The sequence below is a fragment of the Candidatus Thiodiazotropha sp. AKIB8 genome, assembly GCF_058244675.1.
On sequence record NZ_JBSYOO010000035.1, the window covers coordinates 1 to 24,204 of the forward strand.

Annotated in this window: 20 protein-coding genes; 13 read left to right on the plus strand and 7 right to left on the minus strand. The window is 48.3% G+C overall.

Annotated elements, in window-relative coordinates; translation table 11 throughout:
- Positions 1-253: 253 nt before the first annotated feature.
- Together ispA and AC4IFB_RS10145 are read right to left on the minus strand one after the other, a co-directional pair.
- Entirely contained in the window at positions 254-1,156 is a 903-nt protein-coding gene (gene ispA, locus AC4IFB_RS10140; protein ID WP_490778376.1) for a (2E,6E)-farnesyl diphosphate synthase, read from the minus strand.
- Entirely contained in the window at positions 1,143-1,382 is a 240-nt protein-coding gene (locus AC4IFB_RS10145) for an exodeoxyribonuclease VII small subunit (RefSeq protein WP_490780102.1), read from the minus strand. Before AC4IFB_RS10145 ends, ispA begins: the two co-directional genes overlap by 14 nt.
- 417 nt (positions 1,383-1,799) lie before the next feature.
- Here AC4IFB_RS10145 and parE point away from each other — a divergent pair, with 417 nt between their 5' ends.
- The 3 genes from parE to AC4IFB_RS10160 all read left to right on the plus strand — a co-directional run bounded on the left by parE (position 1,800) and on the right by AC4IFB_RS10160 (position 4,964).
- A complete protein-coding gene (gene parE / locus AC4IFB_RS10150) occupies positions 1,800-3,686 on the plus strand; it encodes a DNA topoisomerase IV subunit B (RefSeq protein WP_490778378.1) in 1,887 nt (628 codons plus the stop codon).
- A 16-nt stretch (positions 3,687-3,702) separates the two neighbouring features.
- On the plus strand, positions 3,703-4,272 hold the full coding sequence (locus AC4IFB_RS10155) for a hypothetical protein (protein ID WP_490780103.1): 570 nt from the start codon (positions 3,703-3,705) through the stop codon (positions 4,270-4,272).
- Positions 4,273-4,370: 98 nt separating this feature from the next.
- Positions 4,371-4,964: an SCO family protein gene (locus AC4IFB_RS10160; RefSeq protein WP_490780104.1), complete on the plus strand. Its 594-nt coding sequence runs from the start codon at positions 4,371-4,373 to the stop codon at positions 4,962-4,964.
- On the opposite strand, the gene ppx is transcribed toward AC4IFB_RS10160, so the two are convergent.
- Positions 4,959-6,470: an exopolyphosphatase gene (gene ppx / locus AC4IFB_RS10165; RefSeq protein ID WP_490778381.1), complete on the minus strand. Its 1,512-nt coding sequence runs from the start codon at positions 6,468-6,470 to the stop codon at positions 4,959-4,961. The genes AC4IFB_RS10160 and ppx overlap by 6 nt on opposite strands.
- Before the next feature lie 197 nt (positions 6,471-6,667).
- Here ppx and AC4IFB_RS10170 point away from each other — a divergent pair, with 197 nt between their 5' ends.
- Positions 6,668-7,258 carry an NUDIX hydrolase gene (locus AC4IFB_RS10170; protein ID WP_490780105.1) on the plus strand — a complete coding sequence of 197 codons (591 nt, stop codon included), beginning with the start codon at positions 6,668-6,670 and terminating at the stop codon, positions 7,256-7,258.
- Positions 7,259-7,349: 91 nt separating this feature from the next.
- Here AC4IFB_RS10170 and AC4IFB_RS10175 read toward each other — a convergent pair whose 3' ends face one another.
- A complete protein-coding gene (locus tag AC4IFB_RS10175) occupies positions 7,350-8,189 on the minus strand; it encodes an NYN domain-containing protein (protein ID WP_490778383.1) in 840 nt (279 codons plus the stop codon).
- Positions 8,190-9,182: 993 nt separating this feature from the next.
- On the opposite strand from AC4IFB_RS10175, the gene zwf reads away from it, so the two are divergent.
- From zwf to AC4IFB_RS10195, 4 genes are read left to right on the plus strand one after another with little or no spacing between them, the layout of a single operon-like run.
- Entirely contained in the window at positions 9,183-10,721 is a 1,539-nt protein-coding gene (gene zwf / locus AC4IFB_RS10180; protein ID WP_490780106.1) for a glucose-6-phosphate dehydrogenase, read from the plus strand.
- On the plus strand, positions 10,718-11,389 hold the full coding sequence (gene pgl, locus AC4IFB_RS10185) for a 6-phosphogluconolactonase (RefSeq protein ID WP_490780107.1): 672 nt from the start codon (positions 10,718-10,720) through the stop codon (positions 11,387-11,389). The genes zwf and pgl overlap by 4 nt, the downstream gene beginning before the upstream one ends.
- Before the next feature lie 26 nt (positions 11,390-11,415).
- Positions 11,416-12,840 (plus strand): NADP-dependent phosphogluconate dehydrogenase, encoded by a 1,425-nt coding sequence (gene gnd / locus AC4IFB_RS10190; RefSeq protein ID WP_490780108.1) that lies wholly within the window; start codon positions 11,416-11,418, stop codon positions 12,838-12,840.
- Positions 12,841-12,847: 7 nt separating this feature from the next.
- The gene (locus tag AC4IFB_RS10195; RefSeq protein WP_490780109.1) at positions 12,848-13,048 is read left to right on the plus strand and encodes a 2-hydroxymuconate tautomerase family protein; all 201 of its coding nucleotides are present in this window, start codon (positions 12,848-12,850) and stop codon (positions 13,046-13,048) included.
- 227 nt (positions 13,049-13,275) lie between these two features.
- Here AC4IFB_RS10195 and AC4IFB_RS10200 read toward each other — a convergent pair whose 3' ends face one another.
- Together AC4IFB_RS10200 and AC4IFB_RS10205 are read right to left on the minus strand one after the other, a co-directional pair.
- Positions 13,276-14,034, minus strand: coding sequence for a hypothetical protein (locus AC4IFB_RS10200; RefSeq protein ID WP_490778388.1), 759 nt, complete (start codon positions 14,032-14,034; stop codon positions 13,276-13,278).
- Between the two features lie 231 nt (positions 14,035-14,265).
- Positions 14,266-14,625 carry a DUF4870 family protein gene (locus tag AC4IFB_RS10205; protein ID WP_490780110.1) on the minus strand — a complete coding sequence of 120 codons (360 nt, stop codon included), beginning with the start codon at positions 14,623-14,625 and terminating at the stop codon, positions 14,266-14,268.
- Between the two features lie 556 nt (positions 14,626-15,181).
- Between AC4IFB_RS10205 and AC4IFB_RS10210 the strand changes: the two genes are divergently transcribed.
- From AC4IFB_RS10210 to AC4IFB_RS10230, 5 genes are all read left to right on the plus strand, one after another.
- A complete protein-coding gene (locus tag AC4IFB_RS10210; protein ID WP_490780111.1) occupies positions 15,182-15,487 on the plus strand; it encodes a nickel-binding protein in 306 nt (101 codons plus the stop codon).
- Positions 15,488-15,543: 56 nt separating this feature from the next.
- Entirely contained in the window at positions 15,544-16,941 is a 1,398-nt protein-coding gene (locus tag AC4IFB_RS10215) for a cytochrome-c peroxidase (RefSeq protein WP_490780112.1), read from the plus strand.
- Positions 16,942-17,062: 121 nt separating this feature from the next.
- Complete coding sequence (locus AC4IFB_RS10220) at positions 17,063-17,710, plus strand: Crp/Fnr family transcriptional regulator (protein ID WP_490780113.1); 648 nt, start codon at positions 17,063-17,065, stop codon at positions 17,708-17,710.
- A 352-nt stretch (positions 17,711-18,062) separates the two neighbouring features.
- Positions 18,063-19,265, plus strand: a complete 1,203-nt coding sequence (locus tag AC4IFB_RS10225) for a GAK system CofD-like protein (RefSeq protein ID WP_490780114.1) — start codon at positions 18,063-18,065, stop codon at positions 19,263-19,265.
- A 290-nt stretch (positions 19,266-19,555) separates the two neighbouring features.
- Complete coding sequence (locus tag AC4IFB_RS10230; protein WP_490778608.1) at positions 19,556-20,734, plus strand: DesA family fatty acid desaturase; 1,179 nt, start codon at positions 19,556-19,558, stop codon at positions 20,732-20,734.
- Between the two features lie 187 nt (positions 20,735-20,921).
- Here AC4IFB_RS10230 and AC4IFB_RS10235 read toward each other — a convergent pair whose 3' ends face one another.
- Positions 20,922-23,807, minus strand: a complete 2,886-nt coding sequence (locus AC4IFB_RS10235) for a valine--tRNA ligase (RefSeq protein WP_490780115.1) — start codon at positions 23,805-23,807, stop codon at positions 20,922-20,924.
- Positions 23,808-24,204: the final 397 nt, after the last annotated feature.

Genomic DNA, 24,204 nt, shown 5'->3' on the forward strand with positions numbered 1-24,204 from the left:
GGGGCAGGGCCCCACCCTACGCCCTGAATTGAACGGTAGGGTGGGGCCCTGCCCCACCAAAACGGCTTAAGTAAGTGCCATTCGGGTCAGTAGCTAGAGGTGCTTTTAAACTGCATTATGTATGTGCAGAAATAAGCATCATGCTCAGCGGTTAGTCCTACCCTGAGGGAAATTTAATCCATGTGTCACTAACCGGAAGAGCGCTGTAATGACACCCAGGATTACAAGGATAGCTCAACTTTTTATTTAAGAATCAATGGCTTCTGGATATTATATAGGTTGCAATCCAGCGTAAGGGATCTGCCTCTTCAGAGAACGACTCGAGATTACGCTGTGCTTCCTGAATTAGCTCTTCAGCCTTCTCCTTGGCCTCTTTCAACCCCATAACCGAGGGGTAGGTCGGTTTATCTTGCAGACTGTCTTTGCCTTTCGTTTTGCCTAATGTCTTGGTATCACCCTCGACATCAAGAATGTCATCCTGTATCTGGAAGGCCAGTCCGATGCACTTTGCATAGCGATCCAAATGGGTGATTTGCGCCTTACTGGCTGTGGGGCTGAGTTGTGCACCCAGGCGAACAGCCGCTCTGATCAATGCACCGGTTTTGTGGATATGCAGATTTTCGAGTTCAGCAAGATTGAGATCCCGCCCAATAGATTGTAGATCGATTGCCTGTCCCCCTGCCATACCCCGGGAGCCACTGGCTCGAGCTAAAGTCTCTACCATTGCCATGCGGGTCGCAGCATCGGCTGGTATATGCGCATCACAGCATAAAACCTGAAAAGCGAGTGTTTGTAAGGCATCACCGACAAGGATGGCAGTGGCTTCATCATAGGCGCGATGACAGGTGGGGCGGTTGCGTCTTAAATCGTCATCATCCATGGCGGGTAAGTCGTCATGAACCAGGGAGTAGACATGCATCAATTCTATTGCACAAGCCGGTCCGTCAAGGGACTCAATCGGTTGGCCAAGAGCCTGACCTGAGGCATATACCAGAAATGGTCGGATACGCTTGCCTCCATCAAGGCAGCTATAGCGCATGGCTTCGTGCAGGCGGGTAGGCAGGGTCGTCTCTTTTGGCAGTCGCTGTTGCAACGCATCTTCAACGCGCTGCTTGCATTGACTCATGTAGTTTTCGAGGGGGTTATTCACTGTCATTTGGGAAAGATTCAAGCTCCGATGTCTGTTGCTCTCCACTGAGAATCTGGACTTTCTGCTCTGCCTCTTTCAGCGCTTCCTGGCAGAGTCGAGTTAATGAAACTCCCCGCTCAAACGATTTCAGGGAATCCTCGAGTGACTGATCTCCCTGTTCCAGGGTTTCAACCAGACTCTCCAGCTCTTTTAATGCCTCTTCGAAGGCAGGTGTTTTCGCTTTTCTAGGCACGATATCTTTAGCCAACTATGGTGATTCAGATCGGTTTTTAGTCATACAGTCTGTAAAACTAACCCAGCCCAGATAGGGGGGTCAATCTTATTTGAGGCGCCTTTGACCAAGTCGTGGACCAACATCTTGCTGCCAAAATGTGCTTTTCAGCTTTCTCGATCTTCGCAATCGCTGGTTATTACACGGAATCCTCACCTTGAATCAACAATCTGCTAATTCAGAGATTCCCCGGTGTTTCATACGGATTGCTGGAATAAAAGCTCAGTGAGAGGTTCAGATGTTGCTTAATTTAATGGCACAAGCGGTTAATAGAGGTGCCCTTTATGTAAGTGGCAGGGCTGCGGACTCGCCAGCCAAAGCCCAGATGTGTAAACTTCCCGCGGTGTGAACAGATTGTAATAGGATCCTAAACCCAATATGAGTGGCAGTTACGACGCGTCTGATATCGAAGTCCTCAGTGGCCTTGAGCCTGTGCGCAAGCGGCCGGGGATGTACACAGATACCTCCCGTCCAAATCACTTGGCCCAGGAGGTAATCGACAATAGTGTGGACGAGGCAGTTGCCGGCTTCGCAAAATCCATCGACGTAACCCTCTTCGAAGATGGTTCACTGGAGGTAGTGGATGATGGCCGAGGCATGCCGGTGGATATCCATCCGCAACAAGGTGTGCCTGGTGTAGAGGTCATTCTGACCAAACTTCATGCTGGTGGGAAGTTTTCCAATAAGAGCTATCAATTCTCCGGTGGTTTGCACGGGGTTGGTGTCTCTGTGGTGAATGCACTATCCAAGCATCTTGAGGTTTGGGTGAAACGCGACTCGCAAGAGTTCAATATTGCCTTTGCCGGTGGGCATAAGATTTCTGATCTGGAAGCGGTTGGAAAGGTGGGGCGTAACAACACTGGGACCAGGGTAAGGTTTTGGCCTGACGGTCAATACTTCGATAGTGCTCGCTTCTCAATCCGCCAGTTACGCCACGTACTGAGAGCCAAGGCTGTGCTTTGTCCAGGCCTGAAAGTTAGTTTTTTTGATGAAAAGAGCGGAGATAGGGAAACCTGGTTCTATGAAGATGGCTTGAGGGATTATCTGTTGGATGCCCTTGAAGGCGCTGAGCGGATACCGAATGATGCCTTTGTTGGTGAGATGGCGGGTAACAGGGAGGCTGCCGCCTGGGCAGTAGTCTGGTTGCCGGAAACCGGAGATCTGGTGACAGAGAGTTATGTCAATCTGATCCCAACTGCTCAAGGTGGTACCCACGTAAACGGTTTGCGAACCGGATTGACCGATGCTGTGAGAGAGTTTTGTGAATTTCGCAACCTTTTACCCCGTGGCGTCAAATTAACTCCGGAAGATGTCTGGAACAGAGTTTCATATGTGCTCTCAGTCAAACTTCAAGATCCTCAGTTTTCCGGTCAAACCAAAGAGCGACTATCCTCGAGGGAGTGTGCTGCATTTGTATCCGGCGTGGTCAAGGATTCATTCAGCCTGTGGTTGAATCAACATACTGATGCAGGTGAACGCATCGCAGAATTGTCGATCACTTCAGCCCAAACTCGAATGCGTGCTGGTCGTAAGGTGGCACGTAAGAAAGTGACCCAAGGTCCTGCGCTACCTGGAAAACTGGCAGATTGCAGCTCGGTTGATCCAACCCGCAGCGAACTGTTTCTTGTGGAGGGCGATTCTGCCGGAGGGTCGGCCAAGCAGGCCCGGGATCGGGAGTTTCAGGCGATCATGCCGTTACGCGGCAAGATATTGAATACCTGGGAAGTGGATTCCTGTGATGTGTTGGCTTCTCAGGAAGTGCATGACATCTCAGTGGCTATCGGGGTGGAACCAGGCAGTAGTGATCTGTCGGGACTGAGATTCGATAAAGTCTGTGTACTGGCGGATGCTGATTCTGATGGATTACATATCGCAACCTTGCTATGTGCTCTGTTTTTGCGACATTTCAAGCAACTAGTCGAGCAAGGGCATGTCTATATGGCAATGCCACCACTCTACCGCATCGATGTTGGTAAACGGGTTTTCTACGCACTTGATGATTCAGAAAAGGAGGGTATTCTGGATCGGATTGAAGCGGAGAAGCTGAAAGGCAAAGTCAATGTGCAGCGTTTCAAAGGATTGGGTGAAATGAACCCGATGCAGCTGCGTGAGACGACCATACATCCCGATACCAGAAAGCTGATTCAGCTTACGGTAGAGGCTGGAGATAGCACCAATATGGTTATGGATATGATGCTGGCAAAGAAGCGCTCATCAGACCGAAAAAAGTGGTTGGAGGAGAAGGGCGATTTAGTAGAAATATAAACATATGAGATATTCTATGTTCAAAAGCGTTGGCACCTTTAATATTCAGCAGAAGACCGGGTTTGATTTACAGCTTGTAGTGGTAGTGGTTTTTTTTACTGCCATCTCCATGTTACTCGCCTCTGCAACTGCGAAAGCGGTTGAGTTCCCTCCAATGGTGGCGTCCGATGTGGCTCTGTTGCAAGACAATCTTGGGGAGATGAAGAAGCTTGCTCCCAAATTAAGGATGCAACTCAGAACGGTGCGTTCCCAGGTGGAGTTTGATGTAAGACAGATACACAACATTGAACGAAGTATCAGTCAGTCTGAAAGGGATCTGGAACGGCTTATTATGATGCACAAAGGTGATCGGTTTAGTGAATTGAGAGCACACTTTCTGGTCGACGACCTACGGCGTAAGGCGAAGAACATGCACGAAGGTAAAAACTACGTTTTAGGTATGATTGAACGACTCCAGGAAAATCAGGATGATCGTCTGCTACCCATGATTGAGCAGTACAACCAGCTATTTCTCATACTGGGAGAGTATAATCAACTGATTGATCAGTGCCTGAATATCATTACCTCGCAAAAAGAGATGTCGTGACTCTCTGTTGTCATAGATTAGCAGGCTGTTCTAACGTCCTCTACCTGAAAAACCATTTCTTCTATTAGCAGTAAATCTCTTCAGTGAACCAGAATCTGATGCAAAGACTTCTTTTGATCATAATGATACTTCTACTTAGTAGTGGTTTGGCCTGGTTACTCTTGGTTTGGCATCCAGAAGATAGCAAGCGGGGTGGTGCTGAATTACAGGCTGTTCCCAAAGGTGGAGATTTTAGTTTTCGATCCTATCAGGGTGTCGTGAGTCTTAAAGATTTTCGAGGCCAGGTTGTGCTGCTCTATTTCGGATATACCTGGTGTCCGGATATATGTCCGACGAACCTGGCATTGATCAGTACCATTCTGGATGAAATGAGTGAGGCTGAAAGGGCAAAAGTACAGCCTATTTTTGTTAGTGTGGACCCTGCTCGGGATAGTGTGGATAGATTGAAGGAATATGTTGAGTATTTTCATCCCAAGTTGCTTGGAGTCACAGCCAGTGAGCCGGTTATCAGGGAAGTGGCGGAGCGATATGGTGCGGCTTATAAGCTTCACCAGGAAGAGGGAGAGGCCAACTATGTTGTCGATCACTCAGCAGATACCTACCTGGTTGGCACAGATGGGGAGTTGATAAATACCATTCCCCATGGGGCCACTGCCGAGGAGTTGCTGGCGGCGGTTCGTCCATTGCTATGAAAACCTGAGTAGATATCCAGCCGATTCAAGATAACCTGCCTCTTGCTCAAGTTCAGTCCTGGTCAGTGGATGATGGTTGATCCAATCTTCAGGATAGACCAGAGAGATACGATTCTCTTCGACCTCCAATCGGGGGATTGGTTTGGCGACAGGGGATCTGGCTCTGTGACTCAATACCGAAAGACGCAGCAAGATACAGAGCTGCTTGGTACAAGTGATCACATCACTGGGTAGTTGCTCAAAAATTGAGGTGGGAAATTTTCTACGATGACCCCGAACCATCGCTGCCAGAACCCTCTGTTCCTGGCGGGAAAAACCTGACAGATCAGAATTTTCAATCACATAGGCGCCATGTTTTTGGAATTGACTGTGAGAAACCGTGAGTCCTATTTCATGCACTCTGGCTGCCCAATTCAACATGGCGCTGTATTTCGGTGCTTCTAAATGCCAGCTTCTTTTTGCCTGCTCTAACAGAGACTGCGCTGTCTCCTTTATGCGATTGGCCTGAAGTTGGTCAATATCGTAGCGCTTTGACAGGGTTTTCAGGGTCAATTCCCTGGCGTCTTCATCTTGACTTCGGCCAATCATGTCATAGATCAGGCCTTCTCTAAGTGCCTCTGAAGAGACATCCATATGGTCGATACCGATATGTTCGAAGACAGCAGAAAGAACTGCTACCCCCCCGGCGAAGACCGGTTTTCGCTCTTCAGATAGACCCTTTAAGGCAAGTTGCTCGACAGAGCCGGCATCGATCAGATGGCGAGTGAGTCGCTCAAGTGAATTGCGGGTGATTCCAGACTCACTCCACCCTTCTTCAATGACTACATTACGGATTGACTTGATACTACCGGAACTGCCGATTGCTCTCGCCCATTCTCCATCGCGAAACTCGTTTCTTACCGGTCGAATCTCGATCGCACAAGCTAGCATTGCCTCCCTCATCGATTGTGAAGTGATCTTTCCGTTTTGAAAGAAACGGCGACTCATGCTCACGCAACCCATGTGAAGACTTTCCCGTTCTAAGGGTTGATAGCCTTGCCCAATGATAAGTTCAGTACTGCCACCACCAATATCTACCACCAAACGTTTTTCATCGCCGGCAGCCAGGCCATGTGCGACGCCAAGATAGACCAGGCGGGCCTCTTCCCGTCCCGCGATAATCTCTATGGGGTGTAGCAGGGCCTTTTCAGCCAGGCTATGAAAATTATCCGCCGGATGAATCTGGCGCATAGTATTGGTACCCACGACGCGGATATTTTCTGCTGGCAGAGGCCGTAACCTCTGAGAGTAGCGACTGAGGCAGTTGATTGCCCGCTCTGCAACCATTGGATCCAAACGTTTGTCAGGTGTGAGACCTTCACCAAGCCTCACCATCTCTTTCATCTTGTCGATGATCTGCAGGTGTCCATCATTTACCCGGGCAACAATAAGATGAAAACTGTTTGACCCCAGATCTATGGCGGCTATGGCTTCCTCTAGGTCAGCCTCTGGAAGCTGTTGCGACATATTATTTAACTACTCTTTTTAAAAACGGTCATCATATCAAGAAAGGGCTGTTATCAATAACTTCTATGTAGGTGAGTGCTCTCTGGCCTGAAAATATTGAAATTATATGGTTTTATCGGCGAAATATTAGGAGATAAGAGTGTTGTTTTAGTAAACCAATAGGCGACAATGGGAACATATCAGTCTCAGTGGAGTGGATGATGATTTTTTGCAGTCAATGTGGGGCGAAGGTCGAGGTCAAGATACCAGAAGGGGATAACCGCCCCAGACATGTCTGCGATGCCTGTAACACCATTCACTACCATAATCCCAAAATCGTTGTTGGCTGCATTCCGGTTTGGGAGGAGAAAATACTGCTTTGCCGCCGAGCAATAGAACCAAGGTATGGGTTCTGGACCTTACCTGCAGGTTTTATGGAGAATGGCGAGACCAGTCAAGAGGGTGCAGCCAGAGAGACCTTGGAAGAGGCGACAGCTCGTGTAGATGTGGAAGGACTATATGGTCTATATAACTTGCCCCATATCAATCAGATCTACTTAATCTTTCGAAGCCGTTTACTTGATCTTGATTTTGCCGCAGGTTCGGAGAGTCTTGAAGTTGCACTGTTTGAAGAGTCGGAGATTCCATGGCATGAGATGGCCTTTCCGGTGATCAGAGAGTCCTTACAAATCTTTTTCAAAGATAGACTAACCGGATCATTTCCCCTGCGTGGAGGCACAATTATTCGCAGTCAAAACGACCGCAAAGGCTACCAGATGATTATGGATCCTGCTGCAGCCCCGGAATAGTTACTAACCTGAGTGTATTAATATCTATGGCCTGGTTAGTAGCTGTGGTTTGTAACAACTCAGAACCCTTGTCAGGATTCTGAGTTATCCTTCATAAGCCACTTCCGCCAAAACTGGGTACCAGGCGCACATTGTTAGCAACCAGCCCATCATCCTTATCACTCTTTTCAATGTAAAACTCGAGTATTGAGTCGCGATTCAGCATGATCTCGTCGGTGACTTCATCGGCCAACTCATTGGCATGGCAGAAGACACTTTCATAAGGAGAGTCGGGGTGACGCGGATCGATAATCCACAGATTGGGATCGATACGCTTGATAAAGCGAAGAAATCCATAGCCTTTCTCAGGAAACCACTTGGAACAGACACCACGGACACAAGAGCCAGGGGCACCCCATTCGTTTCGAGGTTCGTAGGAGATCGGCAACAGATCCGGGATCAGGAAACCAGAGTAGTAGTCATCCACTAGTCTTCTTAAATCTTGAGAAACATTGCGGAATCCAAGCAATTCAACCCGGCATCCCCGATCCTGCAATGCAGTCACGACTTGTAAAAAATCGCCATCGCCAGTCACCATGAGTAACAGGTCGAGTTTTTCTGCTTGTAGCATGGCATCAACAGCCATATCGAGATCGGCATTGGCCTTAGTGGTTACATTGCCCTCATCATCCGTATATCTACGCACATTTTTAACGACTATTTTCCAGCCGAATTCCCTCACCATCTGCTGGTAGGTCAAGGCCCGCCTTCGATACTCCGGGTCTTCTTTTGCACGCTCCTGGTCAAAAGCGATATAGGTATTGAGTCTGACCAGAGAACCTCCATATCGTCCAGCAAACATTCGCAGTATGTCGTAACGGAGCTGGTAGCCACCGTTGTAACGTACATTTTCTGCATCAACAAAAACGCCAACTTTAATTACTTGCTGCAATGTGCTTTACCCATTAAGAATAATTATGAACTGAAAACGGAATTTTAAATTGCGAAAAAAATATAGGAAATTGTTTAAATAGATGCGCCTACAGCAGGCTTGGTGCCCTGGTCTGTAGGTCATCGAATATCTGACTGCCATTATTAATTCAATCAAAACAGGGAGGTGTTAAAAAACCCTGATTATGCTGTGACTCTTGCTAAAGTTATCGCTATTGGCAAGAGTTATTATTGGTCAAGCACATTCCAGAAGCCCTGAACGCACCATTTTTTGTCTGCTCAACAAGAACTCGCCGCGTAGATAGTAGTTGCAGCTCTGTTCATGCGGGGTCACTGTTCCCCAAGTAGATGAATTTATTTCAACTTTGATAATTATACATCGATCTGTTAATTAAATTGAATACCAATGACGTGGTTAAAGCCAGAGGTAAAGTAGAAATATCGATCTATGTAAATATTGATACTATCTTATCGATTCAGACTTAATCTGTGAATACCCTTCGCTAATTTACTACTCATCAACACGACATTATCACATACAAAGTGTAGTACTTTTGATCAACTTTGCTGTTAAAGGGAGTAACTGTTTTCATCTCTTGAGAAAGTAATTCAATAGGGGGGTTGTCGACAATTATAGTTGGTAGGTGGGAGAGATTAAGGTAAATGGCATATGAAGTGTAAGGTATTTTTATGCATCAGACATCAGATGAAATCGTTTGGCTAGGTATCAGTTGGATTGCAGACAATACCCATTGACCCTACTGTAAAGTGCTCAGTTATATAAAAAACAGAAACTTAGGGTTGTACGATAATGTTCTTACTAAAGATATTTGCTGTTGGTATGGTAGTGTTGTGAATGGTTAATTGCTCTTTTATTCAGGTTGCTCTTGAAGTCGTGTAGATGACCTAATATGGTACAGGAAGCGGTGTTTGTCTGGCTCGGTTTTGGTCAAAATTCACCAGAATAAAAATAACACGTGCAGGAAGAGTTGCGATGCTATCAGATTTTCCCTCCCATAAAGGCCTGACTGCGACGAGTGAGCTTTTTCTACAGGCTGACCGATTAGAGCCATGCGTGCTGGTGATATTTGGTGCAGCTGGAGATCTGACTCGGCGTAAATTGATTCCTGCTCTCTACAATCTGGTACTTGAAAAGGCTCTGGATGAAAGGTTTGCAGTCATTGGATACAGCCGCTCAGCAAAAAGCGATGATGATTATCGGGCGCTGCTGTTTGACTCCCTGAAGAGATACTCCCGCACCCAGCCGGTCGATGAAAAATTATGGCGCGAATTCAGTCAACGAATCTCCTATGTCGAAGGGGATTTTGAAGATCCTGAAGCATATGCCAGTCTGCGTAATTCGCTGGAGGCCCTGGAACAGAGGATTGGCAGTGAAGGCAACCGGTTATACTATTTCGCCACCCCCCCTTCGGCAGCGACCATCATACTCCATCGACTTAACGAGGCAGGGCTTCTGGGAAACTTCGGCGACAAGACCCCCTGGACACGTGTGATCATGGAAAAGCCCTATGGTCGCGATCTGGAATCAGCGCTTGAGTTGAATCGAGTCGTTGGTGAAGTATTACAGGAGGATCAGGTCTACAGAATCGATCACTATCTTGGAAAAGAGACAGTACAGAATATCCTTGTTGCCCGTCTGGGAAATACCATCTTTGAGCCACTTTGGAACCGAAAATACATAGACCATATTCAGATCACAGCAGCTGAGTCGATTGGTGTCGAAGGGCGAGGTCGTTTTTACGACAATACCGGGGTATTGCGTGACATGGTTCAAAGCCACCTGCTTCAGGTACTTTCCCTGTGTGCTATGGAACCACCGGTCTCCTTTGTCGCTGATGATATCAGGGATAAGCGTGTGGAGGTTTTGCGGGGGTTACGCACGCTTGATCGGCAAGAGGTATTCAAACATGTTGTGTTTGGTCAATATCGTGGCTATCGCGATGAAGATAATGTTGATCCGAAATCTCGTACACCGACCTATGCTGCAATCAAATGTTACGTTGATAACTGGCGTTGGCAAGGGGTACCGTTCTTTCTCAGGGTGGGTAAACAACTCAGTCACAGAATGACTGAAATTTCGGTGGTTTTCCGACCGGTACCGCTTTGCCTGTTTGGTCGTGATGATGTTTGCCAGGATCTGGAACCCAATGTACTTACGATCAGAATTCAGCCGGATGCCGGGATGGCATTGAAAATCAGCAGCAAGAAACCGGGAGATAGTCTTGAAGTCAGTTCTGTTGAGATGGATTTTAACTATTCCGAGACTTACGCCCACCCCATCAAAGATGCTTATGAACGTCTGCTACTCGATGCGGTAAAAGGTGATGCAACCCTTTTTGCTCGTCGAGACGAGGTTGAATATGCCTGGCGGTTTGTCACTCCCATCCTGCAGAGTTGGGAAGCTGAAACGAAAAAACAACCGGTATTTTATGCTGAGGGCGGTGATGGCCCGGTCGAAGCAGACGATCTGATGGATCGCTACAGCCGTCAATGGCGGGAGATTAAAGCGTGAGCGAAGAGCGTTTAACTGTCGATAGCAGTGAATTTGTTGATCATGCGGAAAAGTGGATTGTCGAGAAGATAAAGCATGTGCTTGAGTCGTCTGATCACTGTCATCTTATGCTGGCAGGAGGGTCAACACCACTTCCTGTCTATCGAGCACTGTCGCACCGATCCGATATACCCTGGTCCAGGATATCCCTCTATTTTGGAGATGAGCGTTGCGTACCTGTTGATACGCCAGAAAATAACGCCTTCAGTGTACTCGGTGCACTGTTTCCAGAAGAGCGTCCCCAAGGCGTTACTATCTACCGGATGTGTGGAGAAGAGGATCCGGATAAAGCGGCGAAGGATTATGAGTCAATCCTCCCTGAAAGGATCGATATTCTTCTGCTCGGCATGGGTGCTGATGGTCATACTGCTTCACTCTTTCCCGGTTCGGCTGCACTCGATGAAGAGCGACGCAGAGTGATGCCTGTGATTGGCAATAAGCCTCCGATGCAGCGTCTTACAGTGACTCCATTGGTTATTCATCAAGCACGTTACCTGCTACTGATGGCCCAGGGGGAGGATAAGGCTGATGCTGTACGTTGGGCGCTGCAAGAGGGTAACGTCCCTGCCGCTCTGGCCAGGGATGGTGATTGGTTGCTGGATCGGTTAGCTGGACGCTCACTGCTGTAAAAAAATTCGACCTATAGGAATTCTCAATGTCTGGAATAAAACAGTTTCATATTGGCCTCATCGGACTGGGTGTGATGGGGCGGAATCTGGCGCTCAATATGGAAGAGAAAGGCTTCCCTGTCGCCGTCTGGAACAGGCGAAGCACAACACTCGAGGCCTTCCTGCAAGAACATCAAGGACAAAACTTTGGTGGTGATCCCGATTTGAGTGAATTTGTCGACATGCTGGAGCGACCGAGACGAATTCTATTGATGATAAAGGCAGGGGATCCGGTTGATCAGGTAATCGAACAACTACTGCCCCTGTTAGAGCCAGGGGATATCATTATGGATGGGGGCAACTCCTGGTTTGAAGATACCCGCCGTCGTGAGGCCTATCTCAGGGAGAAGGGTTTTCACTATGTTGGGGTCGGTATCTCCGGTGGGGAGGAGGGGGCGCGTCACGGGCCCTCGATGATGCCAGGCGGGTCAGTCGATTCCTATGCGGAGGTTCAATCAGTATTTGAGGCAATCACCGCACAGACTGAAGCTGGGGCTTGTGTCACCCATGTGGGAGCAGATGGTGCAGGACACTTCGTGAAAATGGTGCACAACGGTATTGAATATGCCGATATGCAACTGTTAGCAGAAGTTTATGATCTGATGCACCGTGGTCTTGGTTTGAATGAAGATGATATTGCTGAAGTTTTTGAGCAGTGGAACCAGGGACCTATGGAGTCGTTTCTGGTTGAGCTCTCTGCTCAAGTCATGAAGACGAAGGATCAGCAGAGCGGTAATCCATTGGTCAGTCTGGTAATGGATAAAGCCGGCCAGAAGGGGACAGGTCGATGGACTGTTCAGGCAGCCCTGGAACAGGGGGTTGCCGTACCAGCCATTTCCGCGGCAGTTGATGCACGGGTGCTCTCTTCAATGAAAGCGCAAAGGGTTGCCGCATCAAAGTTATTACATGGTCCATCAATGAATGTGGGAATCGACCATAAGGCAATGATGGCTGATTTGCACGGTGCAATTTACGCTTCCAGAATTACTGCTTATGCACAAGGCATGGCACTCATACGTAGTGCATCCGACCGTTATGAATGGTCTGTGGATCTGGCTGAGACTGCTCGTATTTGGAAGGGGGGATGTATCATTCGCGCTCGTTTGCTCGATCCAATCAGGCAGGCATTTTCAGGCGAGATCGAGCCAGCCAATCTGATGACAGATCCTGAAATGAGTAATCAACTACATGGGCTGCAAGGTGCGTGGCGGAGGGTTGTGAACTATGGAAACACAGTGGGTATTCCACTGCCGGTGATGAGTGCCAGTCTCAATTACTTCGATAGCTACCGTTCTGAGCGATTACCGCAAAATCTCATACAGGCACAGCGTGATGCATTTGGCGCGCACACCTATGAACGAATTGATAATCCTGATTTAGGCTTTGTACACAGTGAATGGTTAGAAGAGTAGTGCAGATATGCCCTATGTGAATATCAAAATTACAAAAGAAGGCGTCACTAAAGAGCAGAAACAGCAGCTCATCGATGGAGCGACTCAGCTGCTTAAGGATGTCTTGGGAAAGAATCCCGCAACGACTTTTGTGATTATTGATGAAGTGGATACAGATAGTTGGGGTATCGCTGGAGAGCAGGTTACCGAGTTACGTAAGAAGCAGTAGTGCTCTGATCATATAACCTCTGACAGAGTCGGAATTTTTAAGATAGAAGGCGTAGCCTGGATGAAGCGCAGCGGAATCCGGGAGACGTTTGCTCAGGGTTACCGAAATTACCGAGCGGCCCACGAGGCAGACCTCAATACACTTACTACCCAGGACATAAGTCAGCGCCATCCGATGAGATCTGTGTCATCCCGGATTCCGCTGCGCTCCATCCAGGCTACAGAGAATCAGAGATCCTGCCACTTCGTCAATAGCAGGCCTGACAGGATTCCAGCTAATCCCCCCCCGATAATGCCACCGAATACTGCGCCAGGTAGGGTTTCTTGTATGGTTTCGAGGGCGGTTAAAAATGGCCCCGCAATTTCATTGTCAACGGTGCTGATCATTACGAAAAAACTGAGCGTTACAAAACTGGACACCCCAACACCGACCATCAACCCATCGCCAATAGGGGGCAGCAAATTGTCGTAGAGTTTAATGAAACTCGGCACTAATAAGACATACAGAATACCGGTCAGCGGGCACATTAACCCCACGATCAGGGAAATAGGGAGATTCTCAACAAAACTGGAAACGAGTAAAAAACTCAGCGAGATCAACCACCCTGAGCTGAATCCAGCTAAGGTTTTTGCATCGGCACGATTAACCCTGGAACCCATTGAGAAAACGCCATAAAGCGCACCGACAATCGCACCGACAAAGGCTGATAGCAGAAGAATTGTGTTTAGGTTTGCAGGCTTCTCTACAAGAATGAAGTAGAAGATGCAGATCGGGGAGATGATTACAGTCATCAGTACTGCAAGTCGCATACTGCTGTAGATCAAGGCGCCAAGAGTTCCAGAGAGTACGCCGGCAAATAGGTAGGGATTAACCGGCAGTTGCCAATATTCGGCAAAAGCAGAAAAGAATACAAACAACATTCCATATAACAGGCCGATGAATGCCCATATGGCACCACGAATCAAAGCTTCATTAATGCGTATCATAGCTGGGAATGTCTTTCTTGTAGCCGATGGAAAACATAACTTTCATGGTGGGGTGCGCCTGTGTGCGCCTCTGGAAATCAGGGTAATTCACTCTATTAGAAAGATATAGTGCATGAAAAAATCATAGCATTTTATTTTACAAATGTAGGGATTGAATATAGAGCATTAGCATCAAGGGTACCATCAATTTCATGAGGCGTTATTTTTTTCGATGGGGGGGTGATAATGCACTCAACTGTTGCTGTAAAGACCTTTTTCATCATTCAGACTCAGCCAACCCTTGGCGATTCGGTAGATCAACCAGACTGCATTAATAAAAAGGATGACATAGCCTATGAGAATGAAAGTGGTTATAAAGCCAATTACCGACCACAAGAGGACGTACCAGAAGGTACGGATCTGCCAGCGGAAATGTGATTCCAGCCAAGTGCCTTCCACATCATCTTTTTTGACATAGTTGATAATGACCCCGATCAGAAGGGTGATGACAAATAGAAACGAAGCTGCCTGTAGTGCGTAAACCCCCACAGCTAGGGTCACTTCCCGCTGAAGGTTCCTATTCTGGTCTTGATCTGGATTGAGTGTTTTCATGATTGAATGTTGTTGTTATCAAGGGGCTTTTGAATCCGGATTCCGCAGTTGACCGCTAAAATCTGCTGTTTGGTAATGATCTGCCACAAATCCATGCTTCAGGTCGCGCCCTACGGGGCTTTACGACCCGTCCAGACTCTGCGTTGTGCTTTTTCGACAGGCAATAAGCATGGCTTCAAAAGCACGTCTTGATTCTGAACGGGTCGTAAAGCCAGAGGGCACAAGCAGTTAATAGAGGTGCCCTTAACTGCGGTTAGGTTCCCAACCTGGCTGATCAATGTCTGAACAGTACTCTTCTAAATCCCATTGTACACCAGTTTAACTGGATCTTCCGTTGTGTAGCATTTGCTACTGAAGGGGGATCTCCGGCTGTGTAATTTATAACCCCTGACTATTCACGATGGAGTTCTGATCAGATTGTCATCGCAGATACCACATGCAGGCATGATCCTTTTTACCGGTACAGTTTTAACCTCTCCGATAAGTTCATTGTCTCTCATCTCGATAGAACATGTCTGAAATTTCAGAAGGCCTGAAAACAGTAGAGGTGATAAATATGAAACCTATGAGATTTTTTGTCGATACCCATAGCCAAGATAGTGAAACTTTCCCAGCAGGGCTGACTAAAGAGCAATTCGAAGTTTTTTACACCGCTTATGAAAAGGCCTGTATGGAGGAGAATGTGGTTCCACTCAGAATTCATCTGAGTTATGAAGAGGCGCGCGCATTCTGCTTTACCATGGCAGCAGATGCGGCAGCGGTTCAGAGAGCACATGAAAAGGTTGGCCTGCCTTTTGACAGCATAACAGAGGTCACCACAGTGACTCCGGGAGATACCTTTTTTCAAAGACGGGATGCCTGAGCAGATTCTAGTCTTAATCCGGTTGTGGAGCGGCAGTGTTTAGTGAAGGTGTTTCAATGATGAATCTCGCAAGCGTTAATATTCTAAGTGTGGTTGTTATTGCCGTGGTAGTCGGGCTCGGGGTACTGATCACCATGGTGCGCTATGATCTCGGGCCAAAGGGCCGGCTGGCGAAAGGTGGGCAGTGGTTGCTGGCAACAGGTCTTGGAACAGGCATTCTGGCTCTGGCTTTTAAATTGATGATTATTCTTACTGTCACTAATTTTCCTGGTGCTGTGATAGATCCCTTTATCAAACAACCCGATATAGAGCCAACCGTTTCTGTATATGATCCACTATTGGGTATTCCGGCTTCGAAACGCTTTTTGTGGCAATCCTTACCGGCAAGTGATTTCTCAGAAAAAAAGAGTGTGAAATCACCATCGCCCTATGTTTGGGAGGCCCTTCCCAGTAAAGCGCCAGCGCCTGAGAGCAACCCGATGTCAGAGGAAAAAATTGCTTTGGGTAAACGGCTGTTTTTCGATAAGAACCTGTCGAGAGACCGTACCTTGTCCTGCAGTTCGTGTCACGATGTTATCAGTGGCAGTGGTGATGATGGTCAACCGACCTCAACTGGGATTGATAATCAGCTGGGTGGCCGTAACTCTCCAACAGTCTGGAATGCGGCCTTTCAGTCTGTTCTATTCTGGGATGGACGCGCCAGCTCTTTGGAGGAGCAAGCAAAAGGACCATTGATCAATCCGGTTGAGATGGGTATGCCCTCCTGGGAGTCTGTAGAAGAGCGAGTAAAGAGCGACCCAATCTACGCAGGCCTGTTTACCAAAGCATTCGGTGAGGATGTGGCTATAGATATAGAACGAATTGCCCAGGCGATCGCCAGTTATGAACGAACCCTGATCACACCAGATAGCCCATACGACCGTTTTGTTGCTGGTGAACTGGATGCCCTCTCTCCTGAGCAGTTGAGTGGTATGGCGCTATTTCAGTCGTTAGGGTGTATCAACTGCCATTTTGGTCCCAATTTCAGTGGTGCCAGCCTGTTCGATCCTCGTGCACCGCTACGTATCTTTCCGATCTATCCGACCCCATTCGAGCAGCGCTATAGGCTGACAGAAGACACGGGTGCCTCAAATCCTGAAAGCGGGCGGGGAAGCTGGCGGGTACCTTCTCTACGTAATGTCGCATTGACCGGTCCCTGGCTTCACAATGGTTCTGTAAGTGAGCTGAAGGAGGTGGTACGTATCATGTCCAGTGTTCAACTGGGCCATACGGGGCGATATCTTGTCTGGTCAGATGATCATAAAATCATGACGGAACTTAATAATCCGGTACTGAGTGAAGAGGATATCAGTGATATTGTTGCCTTTCTTGAGTCCCTGAGTAGCGATACTATACTCGAACGTATAAAGCTGGCTCGGGAAATGGAAGAGATGACGATCGCCACGCTTGATTGACGACGATCGCGCAAATTGGTGAATTCTCCTGGAGGAGTCAGGGGATGCTGTTACCATTTGCCGCTGCCACTCTGTTGCTACAGATTGGTAGCCGGTTGTCATCAGGAACATAGGAGTAGTTGTGGCGGAAACCTTTCTTGATCTTACCCCAGCCGGTAAGAAGTTGTTTGATACCGGTGTTGTAACAAAGCGCTTTCGTAGTCCCACATCAGTCATCCATAAAGGCCAGGCAGTATCAGGCGCCTATCTGGTCACACGGGGCCGTCTACGGGTGTTCACCTATACCCCACAGGGAAGTGAAGCCACACTCTATTTCCTACGCCCTGGGGAGACCTGTGTATTGGCGCTTAACTGCCTGTTCAATGATCTCCGCTATCCTGCCTGGGTTGAAACTGACGACAACACCGAGGTGGATATCATTCCAGGATCCATCTATCGTAAATTGTTTGAGGTTGAACAGACTGTTCAGGACCTTACAGTTAAGGCACTCTCCTCCCTGGTGTTTCGCTTGATGGAGGAGTTGGAGCAGGTACACGCCTGCAACCTGGATCAGCGTTTGGCCAACTTCATTCTGAGTAACGCCTCTGAAGAGGGTATATTGCGTATGACACAACAAGAGTTGGGTGGACATCTGGGTACAACCCGTGAAGTGATTGCAAGGTTGATTCAGGGGTTTGTGGCAGAGGGTGCTGTCGAGACCAGGCGTGGTGCGGTGGTTGTTAAAAATGCAGAAACACTTGCTCAACTGATCGAGCCGGCAGGTATCTAGGCCCTAGTGTACCTCGTCATAGATTCTGTACCATTCAGAGCCGCTCCAATACGTCAGATCAAGGCGTGGCTCGCAGGGAATGGCAGGCCCTTTACAAGAGCCACAACGCAGGGCTGGCGTATTGAAGCGGCTCCCTCCAGGCGAGCCTGGAAGGGGTTATCCGCGGCGTTATGCCTCTTGCCAAGGGAGGGGCCATTCCCTACAAGGCATACCTTGCACCCCAAGGGCACTTCCTTCGGGCGCGGCTAACCCCTTCCAGACTCGCTGAATGGTACAGAATCTAAGACGAGGTACACTAGGATGAAACACCATACCAGGTCACTACATACTTTCTTTAATAGCGAGTGGCACTTTGACTAAGCAGAATAAAATTCGAATCACTCGTTCAGTAACTATTCCTGATCCTATTAAAATCAGCCGATATCAGCGGTTGCCTGAATTGGGCCCCCGGATACTCTTTTTCAGTGGTGGGACAGCACTGAATGGGGTCAGTCGGGTTTTAAAAAACTTCACCCATAACTCCATTCATCTGGTTACGCCATTCGATTCAGGAGGAAGTTCAGCAAAACTGCGTCAGGCCTTCAATATGCCTTCAATCGGTGATCTGCGTAGTCGCCTGATTGCATTGGCTGATGAGAGCGTAACGGGTCATCCAGAGATCTACAATCTTTTCACTTACCGTTTCGACTCTGGCCTTAAACAGTCTGAGCTAATCAAGCAACTTGAAATGATCATACGCGGCCGGCATAAGATGATCGAACCGATTCCTAATCCGATGAAGCGTATTATTCGCAATCTGCTCGGTTTTTTTTATGACGCAATGCCGGTGGATTTCGATCTGAATGGCGCGAGTATCGGTAACCTGATTCTGACCGGTGGCTATCTCAACAATCATGAACATCTCGATCCGGTGATCTTTCTGTTTGAAAAGCTGGTTGGAGTACAGGGAACGGTACGTGCTGTAGCCAATGTCAATTACCACCTGGCTGCGGAGTTGGAGGATGGGAGACGGGTGGTCGGCCAGCATCTGCTGACCGGAAAGGAGGTGGCGCCACTGACTTCACCAGTGACAGACCTCTCTTTTTCAAAGACGTTGCATGAGTATCAGCGGGTTAGCGTGAAATTACGCAAGAAGAATCAAAGGCTTATTCAGCAAGCTGAACTGATTTGCTATCCTCCGGGTAGTTTTTACTCCAGTCTTGTTGCGAATCTGCTACCACAGGGGGTCGGTGGTGCAATCGCAGCCAACGATTGCCCTAAAGTGTTTATTCCAAATCAGGGTAAAGACCCTGAACAGATTGGTATGACACTCAATGATAGTTTACTGCAACTGATGCACTTTCTTAGTGCTCACCGACCTGAAGGGGGGGCTCCTGAGCAGTTATTGAATTTCGTATTGCTGGATAGTAGACGTGGCACTGTAAAAGCAGATATAGAGCACAGACTCTGGAGCCAATGGGGGATTCAGTTAATCGATGTACCCTTGATCACTCCTAAGAGTGAACCCTATTACGACGCTAACCTGTTGGTCTCAGTATTGCTTTCTTTAACCTGAAAACTCTCTTTCTTGTGGCAAGAAATAAAAACAGGTATCAATTTTTAAGCTATATACTAGGGTAGTGCTCCATACTAATGCGCGATTACAGCGTGACACCAAGCCATTGGCCGCCAGGCACGTGGTGCGGGTGGTGGCTTGGCGTCTCTCCTTGCCTTGGTACACTAGGGATAGCCTGTGCTCTCAGTACGGGAGGAGATGATTTATCGGTCTAGTGGGCCGCAACGTGGCACTTTTTTTACCTGCTGTTATCGGTGGGATCAACATACACCTGTAGGTGCATTTTAATGATTTTCAATGGGTTGTTTGATTTATCTCTAATAGAATTTATTATCCTTACACTCTCTCTTACACATATTACAATAGTAGCGGTTACTGTATTTCTGCATCGTCATCAGGCCCATAAAGCTCTGACCCTGCATCCGGTCATAAGCCATTTTTTCCGTTTCTGGCTGTGGCTGACAACCGGTATGGTTACCCGGGAATGGGTAGCGATACATCGTAAACATCACGCTAAATGTGAAACTGAGGATGACCCACACAGTCCTATGACCAGAGGGTTGAGCACAGTGCTGTGGCGGGGAGCAGAACTCTATAAAACAGAAGCTTCAAACCAGGATACTCTGGAACGTTATGGTAAGGGAACGCCAGACGATTGGCTGGAGCGGAATATCTATCAGCGTTACAACTTTTCAGGTATAGCACTGCTGCTTATCGTTGAGTTTATCTTGTTGGGGCCTGCAGGGATAACTGTCTGGGCTATACAGATGATCTGGATTCCATTCTGGGCTGCTGGAGTGATTAATGGCATTGGTCATTTCTGGGGTTATAGAAATTTTGAAATCCCAAATACATCGACAAATATTCTACCCTGGGGAATATTGATCGGCGGGGAGGAGCTGCATAATAACCACCATGCTTTCGGCAGTTCGGCTAAACTATCCAATCGATGGTTCGAATTTGATTTGGGCTGGTTCTATATCAAGCTCTTCTCTTATCTGCGTCTGGCAAAGGTCCTCAAAGTGGCACCAAAACGTGCTTTTGTGGAAGAGCGGCCGCAGCTCGATATGGAGGCGATCAAGGCGCTGACAGTGAACCGTCTGCAACTCTTCAGTGATTATCGTAGACGGGTCTTGAAGCCTGTTTTTCGAGCCGAGATTCGCCAGGCTGATAAACCTCTGCGTCGACTCTATCGCAGTGCTTTACGCCTGGTCAGGCGGGATGCTCTGTTATTGAGTGATAAAGATCGCAAGCAACTGCGAGATATTCTTGATAACAATAGTGCCCTGGACAATGTCTACCAGTTTAAACTTCGTCTTCAAAAGATCTGGGAGCAACATACCTCCAGTCATGAGAAACGTCTGGAAGCGCTCACACAATGGTGCGCTCAGGCGGAGGCCAGTGGGGTTGATGCACTACAGGATTTTGCTGCTTTTCTCAGGCGATATAGCATGACGCCACTGCGTTGAACCTAAAAAAATCAGTTGACCGCTCCATTCTAATCAGATCTGTATGCTACCAATAGCATAGTGATTTGGTGCGGCAGGGCCGGCACCCTACAATTCGTTGTTTGTCTGTGGCTGTTTTTAGCGGTCAACTGCAGAATCCAGGCTCAACACCCCCCCTATAAGGGGGTGTTTGTCCTGCAAAATACCATCAGAGCTGTTGAATCTTTTCAAGCTGAGCTTTCAAACTCTCCAGCGCCTTAAGACTATCTGCCAGTTTATCCCGCTCTTTCTGAACCACTGCCTCGGGTGCCTTATCAACAAAATTGGGATTCGACAGCTTCTTCTCTGTCCGGTCAGCATCGTTTTGCAGACGAGTGATCTCTTTTTCCAGACGCTTAATCTCCGCCCCTTTATCGATCAGGCCTGCGAGAGGTATCAAAACTTTCATCTCACCCACCAGTGCAGTGGCGGATTCGGGTTCTGTATCTTCCGGGCCAAGGACCTCAATAGATTGGGTTTTCGCCAGAAAATCGAGAAATGGGCGATGTCGTTCAGCCAGGATCTGGTCATTGTCGTTGGCATTGGCTAGCAATACCGGTACCGGCTTACCGGGTGAGATATTCATTTCACCTTTGATTTTGCGAATTCCGAGGATGAATTGCATTACCCAAGCCATCTCAGTTTCCGCCTCTTCATCAATCAATGAGTTGCGGGAAGTAGGGAAGGGCTGATTCATAATCGTTTCTGACGAATCGGCGGGATTGTCACTCCCCTTGGAAGCTGGAATCACACCAGCAATAGGCGCTATTCGCTGCCAGATCTCTTCTGTAATAAAGGGCATAACCGGGTGGGTGAGACGAAGCAGGTTTTCCAAAACCCTGACCAGAGTACGACGGGTTCCCCGTTTGGCCTCTTCAGATGCCTGATCATTGTTGAGTACCGGCTTACAAAGTTCCAGGTACCAGTCACAGTACTCGTTCCAGGTGAACTCATAGATCGCCTGAGCGGCATGGTCGAAACGATAGCCATCGATGGCATCAGCGACTGCCTGTTTGGTCTTTTGCAGACGGGAGAGAATCCAGCGATCCGCCAGAGAGCGCTCTAGCGAGGTGGGAAGCATTGAATGGCCTGCTTTTATCTCACTGATTCCGCAGTCCTGACCCTCCACGTTCATCATCACATAGCGGGCGGCATTCCATAGTTTGTTGCAGAAGTTGCGATAGCCTTCGATTCGGCCCATATCGAGTTTGATATCACGTCCTGTGGCGGCCAATGCAGCAAAGGTGAAACGCATGGCATCGGTGCCGTAGGCAGGAATACCGTCCGGAATACTCTTACGCGTCATTTTTTCGATCTTTTCAGCCAGATGAGGCTGCATCATGCCGCTGGTCCGCTTGCTGACCAGTGATTCCAGGTCGATGCCATCAATTACATCGATTGGGTCGAGCACATTGCCCTTGGACTTGGACATTTTGTTGCCCTCGCCATCCCGCACCAGGCCATGTACATAGACCTCTTTGAATGGCACATCATCCATAAACTTCAAGCCCATCATAATCATCCGGGCCACCCAGAAGAATATGATATCGAAGCCGGTTACCAGAACATTGGTAGGATAGAAATCCTTCAGGCGTTCAGTCTCTTCCGGCCAACCCAGCGTGGAGAAAGGCCACAGCGCGGAACTGAACCAGGTATCGAGCACATCCTCATCCTGTCGCAGTGGATAGTCATCTGCAAGATTGTGCTGGCTTCTGACTTCTGTTTCTGAGCGGCCTACATAGACATTGCCTTCATCGTCATACCAGGCTGGTATGCGGTGTCCCCACCATATTTGACGGCTGATGCACCAATCCTGGATGTTACGCATCCACTCGTAGTAGGTGTTCTTCCAGTTGTCGGGTACAAAACGGATCTTGCCACTCTCAACGGCCTCAATGGCCGGCTTGGCCAGAGGAGCAATCTTGACGTACCACTGATCGGTAAGAAAAGGCTCGATAACAGCACCAGAGCGATCTCCCCTGGGAACCATTAATTTGTGATCATCGATCTTTTCAAGAAGACCCTGAGCCTCGAGATCAGCAACCATTACTTTACGAGCCTCATATCGGTCAAGACCGATATATTTCTCAGGAATCAGTGCGCCTTCTTCCTCCTCATTTTGCCGAATTGCAGCATCGATGGTGAAGATATTGATCAGGCCACCATGAGCCTGTTTACTGATACTTACCTCATCCCGGTGGCGCTGCCAGACCGCATAATCGTTGAAGTCATGGGCTGGAGTGATCTTGACGCAGCCGGTACCGAACTCTGGATCGACATGCTCTTCATCGGCAATAATTGGAATACGGCGACCGGTCAGTGGCAGTTCCAGGAGTTCACCGATCATATGTTTATATCGTTCGTCGTTTGGGTTGACTGCCACTGCGCAGTCCCCGAGCAGGGTCTCTGGGCGGGTGGTGGCGACGATCAGATGACCCTGTCCATTGGTGAGCGGGTAACGCATATGCCACATGTGGCCGTTCTCTTCCTCGGAGAGTACCTCGAGATCAGAAACTGCTGTATGCAGTTTTGGATCCCAGTTGACCAGGCGCTTTCCACGATAGATCAGGCCCTCTTCATAGAGTCTGACGAAGACCTCCTTGACTGCATCCGAGAGCCCATCATCCATGGTGAAGCGCTCATGCTCCCAATCCAGGGAGGAGCCGAGGCGGCGCAGTTGGCGGGTTATATTGCCGCCAGACTCTTTTTTCCACTCCCAGATGCGCTCAATGAATTTTTCCCGCCCCAGGTCGTGACGTTTTTTCTGTTTCGCCTCAAGCTGGCGCTCCACAACCATCTGAGTAGCGATACCTGCATGGTCAGTACCAGGTTGCCACAGGGTCTGGTCGCCCTTCATGCGGTGGTAGCGGATCAGGGTATCCATGATGGTGTTGTTGAATCCATGGCCCATATGCAGACTGCCGGTGACATTGGGTGGGGGGATCATGATGCAGTAGCTATCACCGTCTCTCTTTTTCGGAGAGAAGTAACCGCGCGCTTCCCAAGTCTGATACCAGCGTTGTTCAATGGCGTGAGGGTTGTAAGTTTTTTCCATGGATCTCTTAATGGCTAAGCAGCAAAAAGGGAGTATTATATTTACCTGACGCCATAATAGGTAGTGTTCAGACTACAATAATGGTTTTGGTCAATGGGAGACCCAGAAACGAGGGTGGTTTTCTCGCCAAGCCTCCTTATGAGGAGCAAGGGTATGTTTGTCACCCCGCTGATTTCCAGATTCTCAATTCAGACCTGCTGTAGCGAACATGACCTTGATGTGAAGTGGAGTACATAACCTGCTTGATCTCAAACAGTGAGGTGATCAAAAAATGAAAACTACGCCACCCAGTTAGTCTCATAGGCAGATAAAAGCTTTAGCACGCGATTGATCAATCGCCTGAAACTAAATAAACACCGGACTTACAAAAAATACTAATCCGGACTCGATAAAATAC